The sequence below is a fragment of the Microcoleus sp. LAD1_D3 genome (assembly GCF_036702135.1).
Taxonomy (GTDB): Bacteria; Cyanobacteriota; Cyanobacteriia; order Cyanobacteriales; family Microcoleaceae; genus Microcoleus.
Map to the genome: position 1 here is coordinate 1 of NZ_JAUBSB010000089.1, position 17,136 is coordinate 17,136.

The 17,136-nt window shown below is 46.3% G+C and carries 18 protein-coding genes; 4 read left to right on the forward strand and 14 right to left on the reverse strand.

Translation table 11 applies throughout. The features are described from left to right. Positions 1 to 137 precede the first annotated feature (137 nt). Positions 138 to 716 carry a DUF1997 domain-containing protein gene (locus QUA74_RS27630; protein WP_333335457.1) on the reverse strand — a complete coding sequence of 193 codons (579 nt, stop codon included), beginning with the start codon at positions 714 to 716 and terminating at the stop codon, positions 138 to 140. A gap of 208 nt (positions 717 to 924) precedes the next feature. Between QUA74_RS27630 and pheA the strand changes: the two genes are divergently transcribed. Both pheA and QUA74_RS27640 read left to right on the forward strand, forming a co-directional pair. Continuing rightward, positions 925 to 1,872, forward strand: coding sequence for a prephenate dehydratase (gene pheA / locus QUA74_RS27635; RefSeq protein WP_333335458.1), 948 nt, complete (start codon positions 925 to 927; stop codon positions 1,870 to 1,872). Between the two features lie 50 nt (positions 1,873 to 1,922). After that, positions 1,923 to 2,567 (forward strand): pentapeptide repeat-containing protein, encoded by a 645-nt coding sequence (locus tag QUA74_RS27640; protein ID WP_333335461.1) that lies wholly within the window; start codon positions 1,923 to 1,925, stop codon positions 2,565 to 2,567. 33 nt (positions 2,568 to 2,600) lie between these two features. Here the strand turns inward: QUA74_RS27640 and QUA74_RS27645 are convergent, their stop codons facing one another. From QUA74_RS27645 to rpsL, 7 genes are all read right to left on the reverse strand, one after another. Further along, positions 2,601 to 3,539: a PspA/IM30 family protein gene (locus QUA74_RS27645; RefSeq protein ID WP_333335464.1), complete on the reverse strand. Its 939-nt coding sequence runs from the start codon at positions 3,537 to 3,539 to the stop codon at positions 2,601 to 2,603. A 208-nt stretch (positions 3,540 to 3,747) separates the two neighbouring features. Continuing rightward, positions 3,748 to 4,389, reverse strand: a complete 642-nt coding sequence (locus QUA74_RS27650) for an LON peptidase substrate-binding domain-containing protein (protein ID WP_015174045.1) — start codon at positions 4,387 to 4,389, stop codon at positions 3,748 to 3,750. Positions 4,390 to 4,797: 408 nt separating this feature from the next. Then, on the reverse strand, positions 4,798 to 5,115 hold the full coding sequence (gene rpsJ / locus QUA74_RS27655) for a 30S ribosomal protein S10 (protein WP_006632193.1): 318 nt from the start codon (positions 5,113 to 5,115) through the stop codon (positions 4,798 to 4,800). A 203-nt stretch (positions 5,116 to 5,318) separates the two neighbouring features. Continuing rightward, positions 5,319 to 6,548, reverse strand: coding sequence for an elongation factor Tu (gene tuf, locus QUA74_RS27660; RefSeq protein WP_242724596.1), 1,230 nt, complete (start codon positions 6,546 to 6,548; stop codon positions 5,319 to 5,321). Positions 6,549 to 6,649: 101 nt separating this feature from the next. After that, positions 6,650 to 8,722 (reverse strand): elongation factor G, encoded by a 2,073-nt coding sequence (fusA, locus tag QUA74_RS27665; RefSeq protein ID WP_333160978.1) that lies wholly within the window; start codon positions 8,720 to 8,722, stop codon positions 6,650 to 6,652. A 345-nt stretch (positions 8,723 to 9,067) separates the two neighbouring features. After that, positions 9,068 to 9,538, reverse strand: a complete 471-nt coding sequence (gene rpsG / locus QUA74_RS27670) for a 30S ribosomal protein S7 (protein WP_006632196.1) — start codon at positions 9,536 to 9,538, stop codon at positions 9,068 to 9,070. A gap of 145 nt (positions 9,539 to 9,683) precedes the next feature. After that, a complete protein-coding gene (rpsL, locus tag QUA74_RS27675) occupies positions 9,684 to 10,064 on the reverse strand; it encodes a 30S ribosomal protein S12 (RefSeq protein WP_006632197.1) in 381 nt (126 codons plus the stop codon). Between the two features lie 454 nt (positions 10,065 to 10,518). Between rpsL and QUA74_RS27680 the strand changes: the two genes are divergently transcribed. Together QUA74_RS27680 and QUA74_RS27685 are read left to right on the forward strand one after the other, a co-directional pair. Further along, positions 10,519 to 10,722: a hypothetical protein gene (locus QUA74_RS27680; RefSeq protein WP_333335467.1), complete on the forward strand. Its 204-nt coding sequence runs from the start codon at positions 10,519 to 10,521 to the stop codon at positions 10,720 to 10,722. Positions 10,723 to 10,929: 207 nt separating this feature from the next. Next, positions 10,930 to 11,781, forward strand: coding sequence for an Npun_R2479 family HD domain-containing metalloprotein (locus QUA74_RS27685; RefSeq protein WP_333335470.1), 852 nt, complete (start codon positions 10,930 to 10,932; stop codon positions 11,779 to 11,781). 245 nt (positions 11,782 to 12,026) lie between these two features. Here the strand turns inward: QUA74_RS27685 and QUA74_RS27690 are convergent, their stop codons facing one another. The 6 genes from QUA74_RS27690 to QUA74_RS27715 all read right to left on the reverse strand — a co-directional run bounded on the left by QUA74_RS27690 (position 12,027) and on the right by QUA74_RS27715 (position 16,876). Further along, on the reverse strand, positions 12,027 to 12,542 hold the full coding sequence (locus QUA74_RS27690; RefSeq protein WP_333335473.1) for a transcriptional repressor: 516 nt from the start codon (positions 12,540 to 12,542) through the stop codon (positions 12,027 to 12,029). Positions 12,543 to 12,689: 147 nt separating this feature from the next. Further along, a complete protein-coding gene (locus tag QUA74_RS27695) occupies positions 12,690 to 13,121 on the reverse strand; it encodes a hypothetical protein (RefSeq protein WP_333335486.1) in 432 nt (143 codons plus the stop codon). A 546-nt stretch (positions 13,122 to 13,667) separates the two neighbouring features. Continuing rightward, on the reverse strand, positions 13,668 to 14,405 hold the full coding sequence (locus QUA74_RS27700) for a response regulator transcription factor (RefSeq protein WP_333072153.1): 738 nt from the start codon (positions 14,403 to 14,405) through the stop codon (positions 13,668 to 13,670). Between the two features lie 596 nt (positions 14,406 to 15,001). After that, the gene (locus QUA74_RS27705) at positions 15,002 to 15,964 is read right to left on the reverse strand and encodes an FTR1 family protein (protein WP_333335476.1); all 963 of its coding nucleotides are present in this window, start codon (positions 15,962 to 15,964) and stop codon (positions 15,002 to 15,004) included. Between the two features lie 96 nt (positions 15,965 to 16,060). After that, positions 16,061 to 16,495, reverse strand: a complete 435-nt coding sequence (locus tag QUA74_RS27710) for a ferritin-like domain-containing protein (protein ID WP_333335480.1) — start codon at positions 16,493 to 16,495, stop codon at positions 16,061 to 16,063. Between the two features lie 120 nt (positions 16,496 to 16,615). Continuing rightward, a complete protein-coding gene (locus tag QUA74_RS27715) occupies positions 16,616 to 16,876 on the reverse strand; it encodes a hypothetical protein (RefSeq protein ID WP_333335483.1) in 261 nt (86 codons plus the stop codon). Between the last annotated feature and the right edge of the window lie 260 nt (positions 16,877 to 17,136).

Consider the following 17,136-nt stretch of genomic DNA (forward strand, 5'->3'; position numbering starts at 1 on the left):
TAAAACACTCTATCACAGTTCTGGGGAAATTAAAGCCGTCCTAAAAGGACCGGGCTTTAGACCCATTTTCTTGGTAAGTGGCCTGATTTGTACCTAAATATCCCTATACATTAATTAACACCTTCTCTAGTAGGATTTCACCCTTCTAAAGATAAGATTGGGGGGAGATCGATCGATGTTACCTCAGTTTCACTGCTTGCCCACCGGCGGTAATCGGAGAGCAACTGGTGCATCAACCGCTGTTTGACGCTCATCAGTACGCTCTTGAGCAAAGCATTACCTGTTGCTTCTAAAATGGGTTTGGGCGTCAGCCAAAACGGCGGCGGTAACTCTACTTGCACTTCCAAATCCGCTTTTCCCTTCAAGTATGCTACCCCGCTGCTTTGGTGTACACAAAGCTGTCCTTTGAGATTGAGAGCAAAGCGATCGTTGATATAACCCACGCCGCGAATTTCGCAGGCGACGGACTCCAAATTGATTGTGCCGTCCGATTGCGCCCACACCCTCATGTCTACTGTGGGTTGAATGCTCAGCATCATAAATTGTAACGGTCGCATTTTTAGGCGGAAACAGTCATCGCTTAGCTGTTCTGTGCGACTTTGATCGACAAGAGCGTTCACCAGTCGCCTCGGCTGGCGCAGATAATGTTGAATGGGAACCCGTTCCTCTGGTACGGAGATCTCAACGGATTGGGAAGAATTAAAGCGGATATACATGAGAAGATATCAAAATATAGGATTCCTAAGCATATGTTAATAAAGTATCACCTTTTTTAAGGTGACATAAGTCGCGCACTAAGTCGTGTACCCAGCAATGTCATCCGAGAAATCACGGATAAAAGCTTTCGGGACATCGCTAATTTTTCATCATACTTGCTAGCTGATGAGAGTAAAGCAAACATTTGTAACCTAAAATTGCCTCTAAATGAAAATTTCGTTAGCGAAGCCCTCGAAGAGGATCGCACATCTCGGCCCTGTTGGTACAAATGCAGAAACAGCGGCTCTAGCTTATCTCAATTGGTTGAGCCTGGAAACTAACTTGGAATGCACCCTGTGTCCTTATTCCACCATTTCCCAAGCACTAGAGGCATCGGCCGTAGGGCAGGTTGACTATTCAGTTGTGCCCGTCGAAAATTCGATCGAAGGCAGCGTGACTGTCACCTTAGATACACTGTGGCGACTCGATCAACTCCGCATTCAACACGCCTTAGTTTTGCCAATTTCCCACGCCCTGGTGTCTAATGCTAAAAATTTTAACGAGATTCACAAAGTTTACTCTCACCCGCAAGCGCTAGCTCAGTGTCAGGTATGGTTGGGGCAGTTTATTCCCTCAGCTCAATTAATTCCGGCGAATTCAACCACGGAAGCATTGCAATATCTGGAAGATAGAAATGTAGCAGCGATATCTTCGCCAAGAGCGGCTGAACTTTACAATTTGCCAGTGTTAGCTCACCCCATTAATGATTATCCCGATAATTACACTCGCTTTTGGGTACTCAGCAGGAGTGGTGGAGAAATCGGAAACGTAGAATCAGGGGCTCGCTCATCCATTAAATCCATTACACAATCTCCTCCTGAGTTGATCCTCGATGCTTCAGCGTCTAATTGCACCCATACCTCACTAGCTTTTAGCGTACCTGCCAATATGCCGGGAGCACTGGTAAAACCTTTGCAAGTATTTGCCAGTCGGGGTATTAATTTAAGTCGGATTGAATCTAGACCGACTAAAAGATCGCTCGGAGAATATATTTTCTTTATGGACGTTGAGGCTAACGCCTGCCAAGCATTTGTGCGATCGGCACTCGAAGAATTAAAAAATCACACAGAAACTTTAAAAATCTTTGGTTGCTACAGTTTACTGTCCGTAGTATAATTTTCTTTTATGTAGTATACTTTTTAATTAAAGCTTAGGAGGCTGGTGAGATGAATGCTGATGAACTTCTCAAGCGATACGCAGCCGGAGAAAGAAATTTTCATGAAACCAACTTGATAGGCGCTTTCCTGTCAAAAGCTTTTCTAATTCACATTAATCTAGCCTCTGCGAATTTGAAGGAGGTCAATTTAGCTTTAGCAGACCTAAGTTGGGCTAACTTAATAGATGCCAACCTCAAGAATGCTTGCCTAGTGATGGCTAAACTCGAGGGGATCGATTTGAGTGGCAGAGCCGATCTAAGATTCGCGAGATTAACAGGAGCTGACATGAGTGAGGCAAACCTGGCAAACGCCAACTTGAGCGATACGAAAATGATTGGTGTTGATTTGAGCGGTGCAAACTTGTATAGGGCAAACCTTATGGAAGCTAACCTCATAGATGCTTGCTTGGACAATACAAACCTCAACGAAGCCAATTTAAGCAATGCTAGACTGCGGGGAGCGAGTTTGATGGGAGCAAGTTTGAGAGGCGCATTTTTGTGTGAAAGTAACCTGGAGTACGCAGATTTGAGAGAAGCTGACTTGCGCGGTGCTAATTTGAGCGGGGCATTTTTATGCGGTGCTAATCTCGAAGGAGCAAAGCTAGATGAGGCAATTTTAAGTGGGGCTATACATTTTTGCGTCAGACAAGTTTGAGATCACGCAATATATAACCGGAGAATCCGACAACTAAGGACTAAAAAATATACTATTGACTTGGCTGAAAGTGAAGTCTATGTGCTGCTGTACCTTAGCAAAATGAAGCTGCATCTTGAGGATCTCTTTCTTGGAATTAGCTTGAGCAATCTTACTTTCCAAAGCCAGCAAGTTGCGGTTGAGATTTTCTACTCGCACAGTTTGGTAGTCTAAGTCAATTTTTAGTTCTGCCGCCTGATCGAATTGAACCTGCTTGCGAACCACGGTGAGGCGGACTGAATTTTCATCCTGTGTCTGAAGAGCTAGCAAAGCTCGCTGCTGCGACTGATTAGCTTGAGATTCAGCTTGATTGTACAGCCACTGAATCCGCAGTTGGCCGGAAATCGCACTGCCAACAGCCTGACGCAGTTCTTTGAGAGGTTCCTGAATTTCTAAGATTAATAGTTCCCAAAGATTCATCAGTTCGCTGGTAAATTCTTCGCGTTCTACAGAGGCTACCAGTGCTTCTAACAGCAACAAATTTGGTTGCATCTGCTGCGTAATTGTCTCAAATATTAACTGGGCTTCGGACATTTGCCGATCGTAATTTTTTTCTGAGACTGCACCGGATGAGTGCTTTAATATTTTTTCAGTGCTGTCTAACTCAGCTTCTGAATCTGAACTTGAAGCTACAAAAGCCTGTAATTTTTCGCGGGCGATCGAACTCAGTCTTTTTCGGAGCAAATCCCCGGCAGCCCGCTGCACTGGCCCTGTTTCGCTTTGACAAATCTTGATGACTATTTTTAAGCCTGCATCGCCGTAATTCAATGTCTCTGTCAGGGCGGCGATGCGATGTTCGCTGACAGAACTAGACAGTCGGTGTTTAACTCCTGCTAGTCCGCCGAGCACTACACCGCCCACAGGAGGTGGCAGTTGACCGCCTCTAACTGCATCGTATGGTTTCGGTTGGTCGTGATTGTCTAACACAAGCATTTACTGCTATAAGGAACCTATCCGAACCTGTTTGAAGTTAAGAATTAAACAGATACCAGTTCCCAAAAAGAATGGAACTGTAGGCCCGCGATCCAAACCCTTAGTTCATCAGTCAATCGAAAATCAAAAATCGAAAATCGAATGATTTGTGTGTAATTCTTTCTTCACTTCAGGTCAAACCGATCGTGCTTTTTCCTAGGCAAAGTGGCTACTTGAGGGTATCTTTAAGTACAGTCCTCGCTGCCAAGTGATTGCGAGTAGAAGTCAAAATTTCGGTTTCGCGTTCCAATCTCGCAGCAGTATCTTGCAATTCTAAAAGAGTTTGCTGTTCTGTCGCTGCGCCGTAAAGGTAGCTGGCTACCCAATAGGACAATTCTGTAGGCAAACTGGGAATGTCTTCCGGCAGGTCGATCGGCTGATCCATCAATTTGCTGGAGAGGCGAACTACATCTCTCAGCAGTTGTTCGACATCTTTTCCCAAAGGTCTGAGGTCTTGTTGCGGCGGTGCGTCTTCGATCCATTCTACTAGACCGACTAAATACGGTTTTTCCCGAACGGCGTCGAGCACTCGGAACCGCTGCTGGCCGAGAGTCATAATTTTCATGCGATCGTCGGGCAGGCGCTGACAGTGAATCACTTCGGCGCAACAGCCAACGGCAGAGACTTTGTTTTGGTTCGGGTCCCACATGAGCACACCGAAACGCCGATCGCCCTCCAGAATCGTATTCATCATGATTCGATAGCGAAACTCGAAGATTTGCAGCGGGAGAGGTCTACCTGGAAATAGAACCACTTCCGGCAAGGGAAATAAGGGGAGTTCGCGAACTGCTACAGAGGAAGAGGATGCCATTGTCGCTCAAAAGTGACGGTACTTGCGCTTCTTTTTCTTACTTTAACTGATTAAAGGCAATTCCGGGGCAGGAGCGATCGGGCTTTTGCGACGCGGATTTGAGCGAGCGATCGCGATCGCCCGTGCTGGCAGCTTGACAAAGGCGTTATTTCGTCAAAATGCTAAATATACCTTTTTGCTCAACTAAGTGATGCTGAAGGCGATGATAGCGACTGCTAAAAAAGCATTTTTGTAGTGATAGCCCCTTAATTAAGAATAATTATTTAAGTTCGTGTCGGAGCAGAAATTATTGCTGATTATTAACTAATAACTAATACCTAATAAGTAATGACTAGGGAAATTTATACAAAAAGAAGGAACAATTTATTTAATCTTTGTTCCTTCTTTCCGAGTTTTCGATAAGTCAATCTACAGCTTGACTTCGATATCTACGCCGGCTGGCAAGTCCAGTTTCATCAAAGCGTCAATTGTTTTCGCCGAGGGCTGATGAATGTCGATTATGCGACGGTGCGTGCGGGTTTCAAAGTGTTCGCGAGAATCTTTGTCTACGTGGGGCGATCGCAGCAAGCAGTAAATCCGCCGTTTTGTCGGTAGGGGAATCGGGCCGATCGCTGTGGCTGCTGTCCGATTTGCTGTATCTACAATCTTTTCGCAGGATGCGTCTAGAATTCGGCGATCGAAAGCTTTGAGGCGAATGCGAATTTTTTGTTGTTGAATTGTTGCCATTTTTGTTTCTTGAATTTTCGAGGTTCAGTTTATTTTTAGTCATTAGTGATCAGTCATTTGTTATTTGTTATTTGTTATTGAACATTTAACCCATAACTACTAACAACTGGCCACTAACCTATAACTACTCACTACTCACTAAATAGCAGAAAAGCCTGATTAAATTGGGCGGCTTTTCTGCTATCTAGGCTGTTATCGGATTCCTACTTGAGGATTTTGGAAACAACGCCGGCGCCGACGGTGCGGCCGCCTTCGCGGATAGCGAAGCGCATTCCTTGTTCGATCGCGATCGGGTGAATCAACTCAACAGTCATTTTGATCCGGTCACCTGGCATCACCATTTCTGCTTCAGTACCGTCATCAGCGGTGAACTGTGCGATCGTGCCGGTCACGTCAGTGGTACGGACGTAGAATTGAGGGCGATAGCCAGAGAAAAAGGGCGTGTGCCGGCCACCTTCTTCCTTCTTGAGGATGTACACTTCAGATTCAAACTGAGTGTGAGGCAGGATGCTTTTCGGCTTGGCAATCACCATTCCGCGTTCAATATCCGCCTTTAAAATCCCCCGCAGCAGTAGACCCACGTTGTCGCCGGCCAAACCTTCTTCCAGAGACTTGGTGAACATTTCCACACCAGTCACCGTAGTGCTGCGAGTGTCCTTAAGACCCACCAATTCGACTGTTTCGCCGACTTTGATAGTTCCGCGCTCAATCCGACCAGTGGCGACCGTACCCCGACCAGTAATCGAGAATACGTCTTCAACTGCCATCAAGAAAGGCTTGTCAACTTCGCGTTCTGGGGTGGGGATGTAAGCATCTACTTCTTCCATCAGCTTGTAGATTTTGTCAACCCACTCATTTTCGCCCTTGACTGTCTTGGGATTAGCAAGCATCGCTTCGAGAGCTTTCAATCCCGAACCTGTGACGATGGGGATGTCATCGCCCGGAAAATCGTAAGAGCTCAAAAGTTCGCGAACTTCCAGTTCTACCAATTCCAACAGTTCAGCATCATCCACCATGTCTTCTTTGTTCAAGAAGACAACCAGGCTGGGAACGCCAACTTGCTTAGCTAGCAGGATGTGTTCGCGAGTTTGAGGCATGGGGCCGTCTGCCGCTGACACTACTAGGATGCCGCCGTCCATTTGAGCTGCACCGGTGATCATGTTTTTCACATAGTCAGCGTGTCCGGGGCAATCTACGTGGGCATAGTGCCGACCTGTGGTTTCGTATTCCACGTGAGCAGTATTAATCGTAATACCCCGTGCTTTTTCTTCGGGCGCAGCGTCGATGTCGGCGTAGTTCTTAGCCTTTGCTTGACCTAGTGCAGAGAGAGTCATCGTAATCGCGGCGGTCAAAGTTGTTTTGCCGTGGTCAACGTGACCGATCGTGCCGATGTTTACGTGGGGTTTATTCCGTTCAAATTTTGCGCGTGCCATTCTTGATCTGTTCCTTGTTTCTTTTAGCGATTTTAGACTTGAGATTTTAGATTCTAGACTTTGGATTCAATCCAAAATCCAAAATCTAAAATCCAAAATCATTAGTTCCCTTTGTTCTTAGCGATAATGGCTTCAGCCACGTTTCGCGGCACTTCTTCGTAATGGCTGAATTCCATTGTGAAGATGCCTCGACCTTGGGTTTTCGAGCGGATGTCAGTGGCGTAACCAAACATTTCTGCTAGTGGAACCTTTACAGAAACTTTGGCTATCCCCTGATCCGTCTCTTGACCTTCGATCTGACCCCGACGCGAGTTGAGGTCTCCGATGACGTTCCCGATGTAATCTTCGGGAACTTCAACCTCTACTTTCATCATAGGCTCTAGCAGCACTGGCGACGCCTTCATCACGGCTTCTTTGATCGCCATTGAACCGGCGATCTTAAATGCCATTTCTGAGGAGTCTACGTCGTGGAAAGACCCGTCTACCATAGTAGCTTTGAGGTCAATCACGGGATATCCTGCTACAATACCTGATTCGCACGCTTCTTTCATCCCTTGTTCTGCTGGGCCGATGTACTCTTTGGGTACAGTGCCACCAACAATTTTGGAGACAAATTCAAAGCCACTTCCGACTTCGGTGGGTTCTAGTTCGATCACGACGTGACCGTACTGACCTTTACCGCCACTTTGGCGGATAAATTTACCTTCGGCGCGGACGGATTTGCGAATGGTTTCACGGTAGGCTACTTGTGGCTGACCCACGTTCGCTTCTACTTTGAATTCCCGCAGCATCCTGTCAACCAGGATTTCCAGGTGCAGTTCGCCCATACCGGCGATGACTGTCTGGTTGGTTTCTGGGTCAACGTTGACTCGGAAGGTGGGGTCTTCTTCCGAGAGCGACTGGAGGGCTTTGGAGAGCTTCTCCATGTCTTGTTTGGTTTTGGGTTCGACAGCCACCGAGATGACTGGCTCTGGAATAAACAGGGATTCCAGAATCACTGGCGCTCCTTCTTCGCAGAGGGTGTCGCCGGTGAAGGTGTCTTTCAAACCCAAGGCTGCTCCCAAGTCTCCGGCTCGGAGTTCCTCAACTTCTATCCGATCGTCCGCTTTGAGTACAATTAGGCGAGAAACCCGCTCTTTTTTGTCTTTGGTGGAGTTCAGGACGTAGGTTCCTTTTTTGAGGATACCGGAGTAGACGCGAACAAAGGTCAGGCGACCGTAGGGGTCAGCCATGATTTTGAATGCCAGAGCTGACAGCGGGGCGTTGTCGTCGGCAAACCGCTCTGCTGTGTCGCCGTTGGGCAGGAGTCCTTGTATGGGAGGAACTTCCAAGGGCGACGGCAGATAGTCGATGACTGCATCCAACAACAACTGAACGCCTTTGTTTTTGAATGCCGAACCGCACAACATGGGGACGATCGTACCTTCGACAGTGCCGTGACGCAGGGCCAAGCGGATTTCGTCTTCCGTTAACTCTTCGCCTTCGAGGTATTTCTCCGTGAGGGCGTCGTTGGTTTCTGCTACGGACTCGATCAGCTTGGTGCGGTATTCTACGGCTAGATCCTTTACTTCATCGGGGATTTCTACTTCCTCGATGTCGGTTCCCGTGTCGTTGTTGTAGATATAGGCTTTCATTTGCACTAAGTCTACAATTCCCCGGAAGTTTTCTTCACTGCCGATCGGGATTTGGATGGGTACGGCGTTCGCTCTCATTCGATCACGAATTTGGCCGTAGACTTTGTAGAAGTTTGCGCCCATCCGATCCATTTTATTGACGAACACGATCCTCGGTACTTTGTACCGATCGGCTTGTCGCCAAACTGTTTCGGATTGCGGCTGCACTCCCCCTACCGAGCAGAACACTGCGATCACTCCGTCGAGCACTCGCATCGAGCGTTCGACTTCGATCGTGAAGTCTACGTGTCCGGGAGTGTCGATGATGTTGATTTTGTAATCTTTCCAACTGGTGGTGATAGCAGCGGCAGTAATCGTAATTCCCCGCTCCCGCTCTTGCTCCATCCAGTCAGTGACTGCTGTTCCCTCGTGCACTTCACCCATTTTGTGAACCATGCCTGAATAGAACAGAATTCTTTCAGTTGTTGTTGTTTTGCCCGCGTCTATGTGGGCTGCGATGCCGATGTTGCGAGTTTTTTCTAGCGGGACGGTACGTGCCACAGCTACCTCCTTAATCTTGTGTTGCTGTTATAATACTATTATACTACACAGTAACCCTATTTTGCACTCCCCAGTGACTTACAAAAGTCTCTGGAGCTTATTGTTACATTTTAATATTTTTTGCAAGATTTGTTTACAAAAATATTAAGGATGCGACATGGAGGATTTAGAGAGTGCGTGAATTTTGAGTGCGTGAATTTTGATTTTGGGAGTTTTGAGTTTGCTTCACCAATCGCAACTGCGCCAAGAGAAGCAATCTCAACACTCAAAACTTACACTTTCCAATTTCTCACCCGATGCTTTTATACCGAACAATCGCGCTCTTCTCCATGCCCGATGTTGCAGTTAGTAGCGGTAGTGAGCAAAAGCCTTGTTAGCTTCAGCCATGCGGTGAGTTTCTTCGCGCTTGCGAATAGCACTCCCTGTTTCGTTAGCTGCATCCATCAGTTCGTTGGCTAGCTTGGCTGCCATCGAGCGGCCGGTGCGGGCGCGGGCAAATCTGATCAGCCAGCGGAGGGCGAGGGTGGTACCGCGATCGGAACGCACTTCCATCGGCACTTGGTAGGTGGCGCCACCTACCCGGCGGGCTTTGACTTCTACCAGGGGTGTTGCGTTTTTGACTGCTTTTTCAAACAAGTCTAACGGTTCAGCCCCTGTGCGTTCTTGGATGGTTTTGAGGGCGTCGTAGACGATGCTGGAGGCAACGGATTTTTTGCCGTGCTGCATGATCCGTCTCACCATCATGCTTACCAACCGGCTGTTGTAGGTTGGATCGGGTGGAACTGGACGTTTTTGAATAACTGTGCGGCGAGACATAGTTCTATTTGGGATTTTTGATTTTGAATGATTGAGTTTGGGGTTTTGGGATCACATCTCGATTTATGACGATCGAGCGTGCAGTTGAGCGGCGCGATCGGATTTATTTTTGCTTCCCAACCCCGACGATCGGGCGAGTTCCGTGTTATTTTTTCTCTTTAGGACGCTTGGCCCCGTATTTGGAACGACCCTGCTTGCGGTCTTTCACCCCAGCGGTGTCTAATGTACCCCGAATGATGTGGTATCTAACTCCGGGCAAATCTTTTACCCGACCGCCTCGGATCATTACTACCGAGTGTTCTTGCAAGTTGTGACCGATCCCTGGGATGTAGGCGGTGACTTCAAAACCAGAGGTCAGCCGTACCCGAGCCACCTTCCGCAGCGCCGAGTTGGGTTTTTTCGGGGTGGTCGTGTACACTCTGGTGCAAACTCCGCGGCGCTGGGGGCAACTCTTGAGAGCTGGCGATTTGGTTTTTTTCTGCGTTTGTTCCCGTGCTGAACGGATGAGTTGCTGAATAGTGGGCATGAGTTACGGCATTTCTAGCTTTTTGCTGAATATAGTGATTTGGCTGTATCCGCACTGAAAGTCCCTTCCCCTCTGGGGGGACGGGATGAATGAAAATAATTATGGGTAAGTGAGGATACCAGACTCTATATTGTACACGACGCGTGTTTCTTTGGCAAGAAATTTGCGCGACCCGCACTCAAACTTCCTTCCTTGCGGCAACTTGGGAGGAGGCGAGCGCAACGGGAGAAGGGTATGTGAATCCTATAATTTAGGCGCAACTATGATGATTTTCACAGCCGTCAGCAAAATTTATGACGATCGCAATATCGGGCTTTTTCGATCAAATTACCATTGTTAGGAGAGGCGCATTAACTCCAGCCTGCGATCGCATCACAGTCTATAGTCGATCTACATCACATAAAGTTATCTAAAATTGCCCGACAATAAGAAATATACATTGAGTTGACTGCAGATGACAACCAAAACTTATATTCCTGAATATAAAATTTCCGAACTTTACTTGAACATTTGGAAATCCGGTAAGATCGATCGGGATCAGTTCCAGCAAATTCAATACGCAATTAATTCTCACAGTTTAAAAAGTTCAGAGGATCGAAAAATTGTCAGCAGGCTGCTGTATGCAGTACGGCGGGGATGGGTGTCAGTGATGGACTGAGTTGCTTGGGAGTTTTGAGTCAGGGCGCGAGATTGCTTCGTGACTCCCCGGGCGGAGCTGCGTCAATGAGTTTTGAGATTGCCACCCACAGAGAACAAGACACACGGGGTGCATGAGTTGTGAACTAAAATCTCATCCATCAAATTAGAGGACTCCCCAATAGATGCACCGCTCTTGAAAGGAAATATTAAGGTAAAAGGACAGGTTATGTTTAATTCTACAGAACTGCTGATCGAGGCTTTCATCGAACAACTTCAGAACGGGTACAGCCGCACTTACGGAGGCTACAAATCAGACTATGCTGACATTATTGCCTGGGTGGGGGCAATGGCGCTAGAAAACATCGCCAACAGTGACGCTCTTTATCACAATGTAGAACACGCCATTTGCATTAGCTTAGTCGGTCAAGAAATCTTGCGGGGAAAACACATTCGCAAGGGCGGAGTTTCCTGCGAAGATTGGCTGCACTTCATCATTTCTTTGCTGTGCCAAGATATCGGATATGTCAAAGGAGTTTGTCGGCAAGACCAAGAATCAGAAGGATTGTATGCTACGGGAAAAGATGGCCTGAGAATTGCACTTGCTCCCGGTGCAACAGCGGCCAGCTTAGCTCCTTACCGAGTTGACCGAGCTAAATTGTTCATTGACGAGCGCTTCGGCAACCACAAGCTAATTAATGCTGAGATAATTAAGCAGAACATAGAACAGACTCGTTTCTCGGTCCTTGACGGCAACACTGACGAGGATGCAGGTAATTATTCTAGTTTAGTGCGCGGTGCTGACTTGATAGGTCAGCTCAGCAACCCGCAATATTTGCAGAAAATTGGGGCGCTGTTTTACGAGTTGGAAGAAAGCGGTGCTACTAAAGTTTTGGGCTATCGACATCCGGGCGACTTGCTGCAAAGCTACTCTAAGTTTTACTGGAGCGGCATTTATCCTCACATCAGCGAATCTCTAGGTTACTTGCAGTTGACGCAGGAAGGCAAACAGATTGTGGCTAGTTTGTACGCTAACATATTTCGGATGGAACACCAACGTTGCGATTCTGACGTTGCTTAAGGGCAGGGGAAGGGAAAGGCGGCAAGTTTTGAATGCGTGAGATTGCTTTCCTAATAATTGCTTCGTTAACATTCCTTGCAACGGTATTAAAGAGAAGGGAAAGGCGGCAAGTTTTGAATGCGTGAGATTGCTTTCCTAATAATTGCTTTGCTAGCATTCCTTGCAGCGCCATTACCGTACCTGAGTTAAAGAATTAGCAATTACCAATTAGTAATTTACCCTTATCGAAATATATTTCATCCAACTCAACTAATTTCCTCCTCAATTTCTGCATGATATCTGGGACACAACCAATTGCTGGGTACCAAAGAAGGCCATCCCTCCCGCAGCGCTTCCAAACAAACAGCACGCACAGTTAATTGACAGTCAAGCAGTTCTACACCAGCTTTTTCAACTTGCTTTTTGCCAATTCTTAAAATGGATTCATCGCTAAATTCAAAAGTTTTGTGACACTGAATACAAACCAGATGGTGGTGGTGGTGCAATTCCGGGAAGTTCAGTTCGTAATGTTTATGTCCTTCAGCTAATTCTAGTTCACGCAAAATCCCAATTCTTGCTAATAAATGCAGCGTTCTGTAGACAGTAGACAAGCCTATTCGTTCTCCTTTATTATGCAAAGTCTTGTATAATTCTTCCGCACTTAAATGATTGCCTTGTGGCAGATTTTGAAAAACACTCAAAATAGTTTCTCGCTGGGGAGTCAGGCGGCAGCCTCTCTGGTTTAGTTCGACTTTGAATGAGTTAGTGCTGTATAGATTCATGTCGGTAAAAAATCAAAAAATTGAAGGGAGATTTTGCTGGATTATCTGTTATTTGTTCGCGCTCTTGTTTCGATTGTCCAAAAGTGTATTTTCCTTGAAAATCAATCTAAGTTTAGACTCACTCTGCTAGCCACCTATCCCCCTTGCTCAAGGTGGAACTGAAGCAGTGGTAGTCGGTATTTCAGCGTAATTTTTGCGAAGTTTAGAGCAATGTTGCCGATCGGCACTGGCAAAACAAGTCTTAGGTTCAAAGTCGGTGTAACCGATCGCATCTTCAGTACAAGCAACCCACGGCCACACTGTACATTTGAGGGGGTAGTCATTAATTTTGCCTCCCGCACCAACACCCCAGCCGAATATAGCTAGGTTTGGCAACAGGATTAAGCCTTGTTCGTACATGGGCAATTGTGGGTTAAAGCGGGAAAGCTCCAATAGGGTATAGGCTCCCGCCCAGAAGACGATAAGGCCGACGTGGGCGACGCGGGTACCGAGCAAACGGCGGGAAAGGTTGATTAAGCGGGCGTTGCCGGCCCACCAGGGAAAAAATTCTCCTTCGGCTGGGAAGGATTTTTTTGCCATGCTTGTCACGGCGATTTACCTCTTGAGAAAGATCTCAGTGGAGTTTTAAGCGCTTGCAGGTTATTGATATAGATAATCAACAATTTTAGAAGTTTCGTCAAGGGGTATTTGATAAAATTTTTCACTAAATTGAGTTCAGATATGTAACTCAATAGCAAAAAACATCGTGAAATCAAGCATCTGACTGTTTTTGGCGCTTAATCAGAAGTGAGCTTGCCGTTAGCAATAATAGCAACTAAAGGAATAGTTCAGACTTTATTGATAAATAGTATTGTTAAGGAGTATTATTAAGGCTAGAGTATTGTTTAAGTAGCTATCTAATCCTCTCGGAAAAAACAAGGTGGAAAAAGAAATCCGGTACTTTCCTCTGGGCCAGCTTCTATAAAACTGGGGTGAGAGGGGGTGCGAGATTATTTCTCCCCAAGAGAGTTAATGTCTACTTGTTGACATATTCATCTCAAACTCCAAACAACCAAGCCTGAGAGCATTTGCTCTCAGGCTTTTCTAGCTAGATTTTTGACTGCCTGTTGCATCGGACACGCTAGCTCAAGCAGATGATTTGGTTTCCTCGGCTACTTGCTCGTTGTTGGGCAACTCCAGGCAATAACCGGCCCCGTATACGGTTTTGATGTACCGAGGATGGCGGGGATCGGGTTCCATCTTGGTTCTCAGGTGTCTGATGTGTACGCGAATGGTTTCGATGTCGTCGTCGGGGTCGTAACCCCAGACTTCTTTGAGAATTTCGCTGGGAGAGACTGTCTGACCGTGGCGCTGAAGCAAGCAGTGCAGCAACTCAAACTCTAGGTGGGTCAGTTTGACTGTCTGATCGTACCAAACAGCTTCAAACCTTTCGGGGACAAGGGTCAGCGGGCCGTAATTCAGGATTTCGGAGTGTTTGGCAGCTTGGGGGATGCGGTCTGTGCGCCTTAGTAGAGCTCGCACTCGGGCTAGCATCTCTTCTAGTTCAAAGGGTTTGGTCAGGTAGTCGTCGGCGCCGGAGTTGAAGCCTTCTACTTTGTCTTGAGTTTGACTCAAGGCTGTCAACATCAAGACGGGAATGTCTGAGGTGCGCTCGTCACGCCGCAAACGCTGACATACGGTGAATCCGTCTACTCTAGGGAGCATGAGGTCTAGCATGATCAAGTCGGGGAGCAGTTGTATTGCTAGGGCCTGACCTTTGATGCCGTCTTCTGCCTGGGTGACTTCGTAGCCAGCCATTTCTAGGTTGACGGCTACGAGTTCGGCGATCGCCGCGTCATCATCAATAACAAGTATCCGGGGCATCATCATTTATCTCACCGCTAACCGAATGGCAGATCCTACAGCCTTCTGGGGGTTCCAGGTAACTTTAACGAACAATTTTTTAAATTTAAGCTTCATTAAGGATTATAAGGTTGATTAAGAACTTTCGGGGCTCTGTAAATATTCTTGTACTAATTATAAGCCCTAAGAGGGCATATCAGAAAAGTGTTTGCTCCAAATCTTGCTGGGGGCAGATTCTTGGTCGGCAAGAACAGCCTTAACTTTTGCAGGGTGCGCCGGGGACTTCACAGAATAGCCCTAACGGTAGTCTGCGTCTTACATAACCCTGTTAACCGTTAACTGTAAATTTTTTAATTTAGTTAATTTTGCTTAAAAAATTTTTGTTTTTTTTGAGGGGTAGTGCTGGCTTTTTTTGGGTATTGACGGTATTATTAAATAATATTAATACAAGTATTTATAAAATAAATAAATAGTATTGCAAGCCTTTAATGCTCTCATATAAAAGTCAAATAATCAATCCCGCAACCGGAAAATTTTTAGTCAATTTTTTGCCTGTGAGGCTAATTTTTTTCTCGCCCTGGAATCACGAAAACAACCGATAAAAACAGCTTGCATACCTACTGAGGGCGAGTTTCCGATCGAGCTGGCTGAGTATTTTGGTTGGGAACACTCGCCTTAGAGCTTAATTTTTGGAAATAAAGACCGCCGATGGTGGCTAAGAATATTGTGTAAGCCGCTGCTTGGACGAGATAAAGTCGATCTCTGTATCCAAACAGTGCTTTGAGAATCACTCCCGGAAATTGTCGATCGGGCAAAATTTCCGTTGCATTCCACACCATAGGCCCTAAAATACAAGAGTGGACTGGTGCGAGGCGATCGTAATAAACACAAATTGCTGCATACTTGCTATTCATCTGTGACAAAATCCCAGCGGCTTGGTCAAAATGTTTGAGTGCAGATACTGCCAAACCTGCCACGATTAACAGCAACAAAATCCCCATAAACTTGAAAAACAGGCGGATATCAATTTTGACACCCCCATAGAACAGTAGCGCGCCAATGATTGCCGCCCCAGTCAAACCGCCCAAAGCTCCCAAAGCGGGACTCAAACCTTGTTGAAATTGAGCGCTGACAAATATAACTGTTTCAAAACCTTCGCGCAGTACCGCAATAAAAATTAAGCCAAATACGCCCCAGCCGGCATTGGTATTTTCTGTCAAAGCTGCTGTAACTGCTCCTTCAACTTCTGCTTTGAGAAAGCGCGCTTGCTGAGTCATCCAAATTAGCATCCAACTTAGCATTGCGATCGCCACAAGGCCCAACACACCCTCTAATAGCTGTTTAATGACTGGTGCGTAAGGCTGCTCGGATGTTGATAGTGCTGCGAGCAATCCATTGAAGAGAATACCCACAATACCGCTAGCACCAATGCCGGCTGCGACACCTGCATAAACCCAAGAATTGAGGTGACTTTGCTCGGCTTTTTTGAGGCAAGCTAGTACAATTCCGACGACTAAGGCGGCTTCTACGCCTTCGCGCAGGGTAATTACAAAAGTGGGTATGGCTTCACTAAAATTCATTTTTTATCATCATGGGGCATGGGCATGGGGCATTGGTCATTGGTGATTGGAAATAACCAATAACCAACAACCAATAACAACTAACCAATGATTAAATCAACTATAATCCCGCAGCATTTTTTTCAATTCTACTTGGTGCAATTCTTCTTGTCCAATTAGATTGCGGGCATATTCTTCCAAATAAACGCTGGAGTCGGTCACGACTTCAAGTAAAGATTTATACTTTTTGAGCGCTTTTTTCTCGTGATTTAAACTTTCTTCTAACAAGTCTTTCACTGAGTGTTTGTAGGTTTCTTCGATGGGAGCAATTTTCTGACTGGGATGCCCCTCTAAACCGGTGAGAATTTCTCCTGCTTGTTGGGCGTGGATTAGAGATTCCGTTGCTTGTGCTTTAAAAAACTGCACGATGGGAATCCGGTTTGGCCCTGTCACCATTAGTGAATAGTGGGTATAGCGCACGACACCTGCAAGTTCCCATTCCATGATGGTGCATAGCAGTTCCTGGGTTTTTTTCTCGTCAAGGTCTTTCATTTGTTGTTTTAGAAGTAGCAGGCCTTAGAGGGCGCTGTTTATAATATCACATTTAAGTTAAAAATGAAAAGTAAGGTGCTGATGGCGGACCTTACCGGAGAGAGAGATGTTGTATGTGAATTACGGGTTAACTTCTAAGGTTCCCGTAGGAGCAAACACTACAGTAAACTTAGCGACTGGTGCTGCATTGTTGCTGCTAGTTTCGGGAGATTTGAGGAGATTTGGCAAAGGATTTTCTTTGGTGTAATCCTTGGCTGGTTGATTGAGTGGCTGGAAATTGTCGATCGCCCCATCTTGACTTGGACTGACTCGATAGACTAGATTTTGATTGAAAGTAGGGCTACTTTGCCAAGTCTGATTTATGCGATCGTAGACTTTCACAGCTAACTCATCTAGTTTTACGCCAGCCGTAATTTCTGCTGTCTGATTTGTGCCATCTACCGCCTAAACTTTCTGCTGGGCTGCTGATACAGGTACAGCTTGGACAGTCTTATATGTAGGGCTACTCGCAAGAGCCGTTTCAGTAGACGTATTAGTGAAACGTACAACGTCGGGAGACTTGTCAGGGGGAGCATCCCGCTTTTTAACTAAGCATACCTACCCATTTTAATCTCATTATTTAAATATGCACATCTGAGTCT

Excerpts from the sequence above, each read along its gene's own strand:
- QUA74_RS27630 (WP_333335457.1), bottom strand. The coding sequence starts at position 716 with ATGTATATCCGCTTTAATTCTTCCCAATCCGTTGAGATCTCCGTACCA.
- pheA (WP_333335458.1), top strand. The coding sequence starts at position 925 with ATGAAAATTTCGTTAGCGAAGCCCTCGAAGAGGATCGCACATCTCGGC.
- QUA74_RS27640 (WP_333335461.1), top strand. The coding sequence starts at position 1,923 with ATGAATGCTGATGAACTTCTCAAGCGATACGCAGCCGGAGAAAGAAAT.
- QUA74_RS27645 (WP_333335464.1), bottom strand. The coding sequence starts at position 3,539 with ATGCTTGTGTTAGACAATCACGACCAACCGAAACCATACGATGCAGTT.
- QUA74_RS27650 (WP_015174045.1), bottom strand. The coding sequence starts at position 4,389 with ATGGCATCCTCTTCCTCTGTAGCAGTTCGCGAACTCCCCTTATTTCCC.
- rpsJ (WP_006632193.1), bottom strand. The coding sequence starts at position 5,115 with ATGGCAACAATTCAACAACAAAAAATTCGCATTCGCCTCAAAGCTTTC.
- tuf (WP_242724596.1), bottom strand. The coding sequence starts at position 6,548 with ATGGCACGCGCAAAATTTGAACGGAATAAACCCCACGTAAACATCGGC.
- rpsG (WP_006632196.1), bottom strand. The coding sequence starts at position 9,538 with ATGTCTCGCCGCACAGTTATTCAAAAACGTCCAGTTCCACCCGATCCA.
- rpsL (WP_006632197.1), bottom strand. The coding sequence starts at position 10,064 with ATGCCCACTATTCAGCAACTCATCCGTTCAGCACGGGAACAAACGCAG.
- QUA74_RS27680 (WP_333335467.1), top strand. The coding sequence starts at position 10,519 with ATGACAACCAAAACTTATATTCCTGAATATAAAATTTCCGAACTTTAC.
- QUA74_RS27685 (WP_333335470.1), top strand. The coding sequence starts at position 10,930 with ATGTTTAATTCTACAGAACTGCTGATCGAGGCTTTCATCGAACAACTT.
- QUA74_RS27690 (WP_333335473.1), bottom strand. The coding sequence starts at position 12,542 with ATGAATCTATACAGCACTAACTCATTCAAAGTCGAACTAAACCAGAGA.
- QUA74_RS27695 (WP_333335486.1), bottom strand. The coding sequence starts at position 13,121 with ATGGCAAAAAAATCCTTCCCAGCCGAAGGAGAATTTTTTCCCTGGTGG.
- QUA74_RS27700 (WP_333072153.1), bottom strand. The coding sequence starts at position 14,405 with ATGCCCCGGATACTTGTTATTGATGATGACGCGGCGATCGCCGAACTC.
- QUA74_RS27705 (WP_333335476.1), bottom strand. The coding sequence starts at position 15,964 with ATGAATTTTAGTGAAGCCATACCCACTTTTGTAATTACCCTGCGCGAA.
- QUA74_RS27710 (WP_333335480.1), bottom strand. The coding sequence starts at position 16,495 with ATGAAAGACCTTGACGAGAAAAAAACCCAGGAACTGCTATGCACCATC.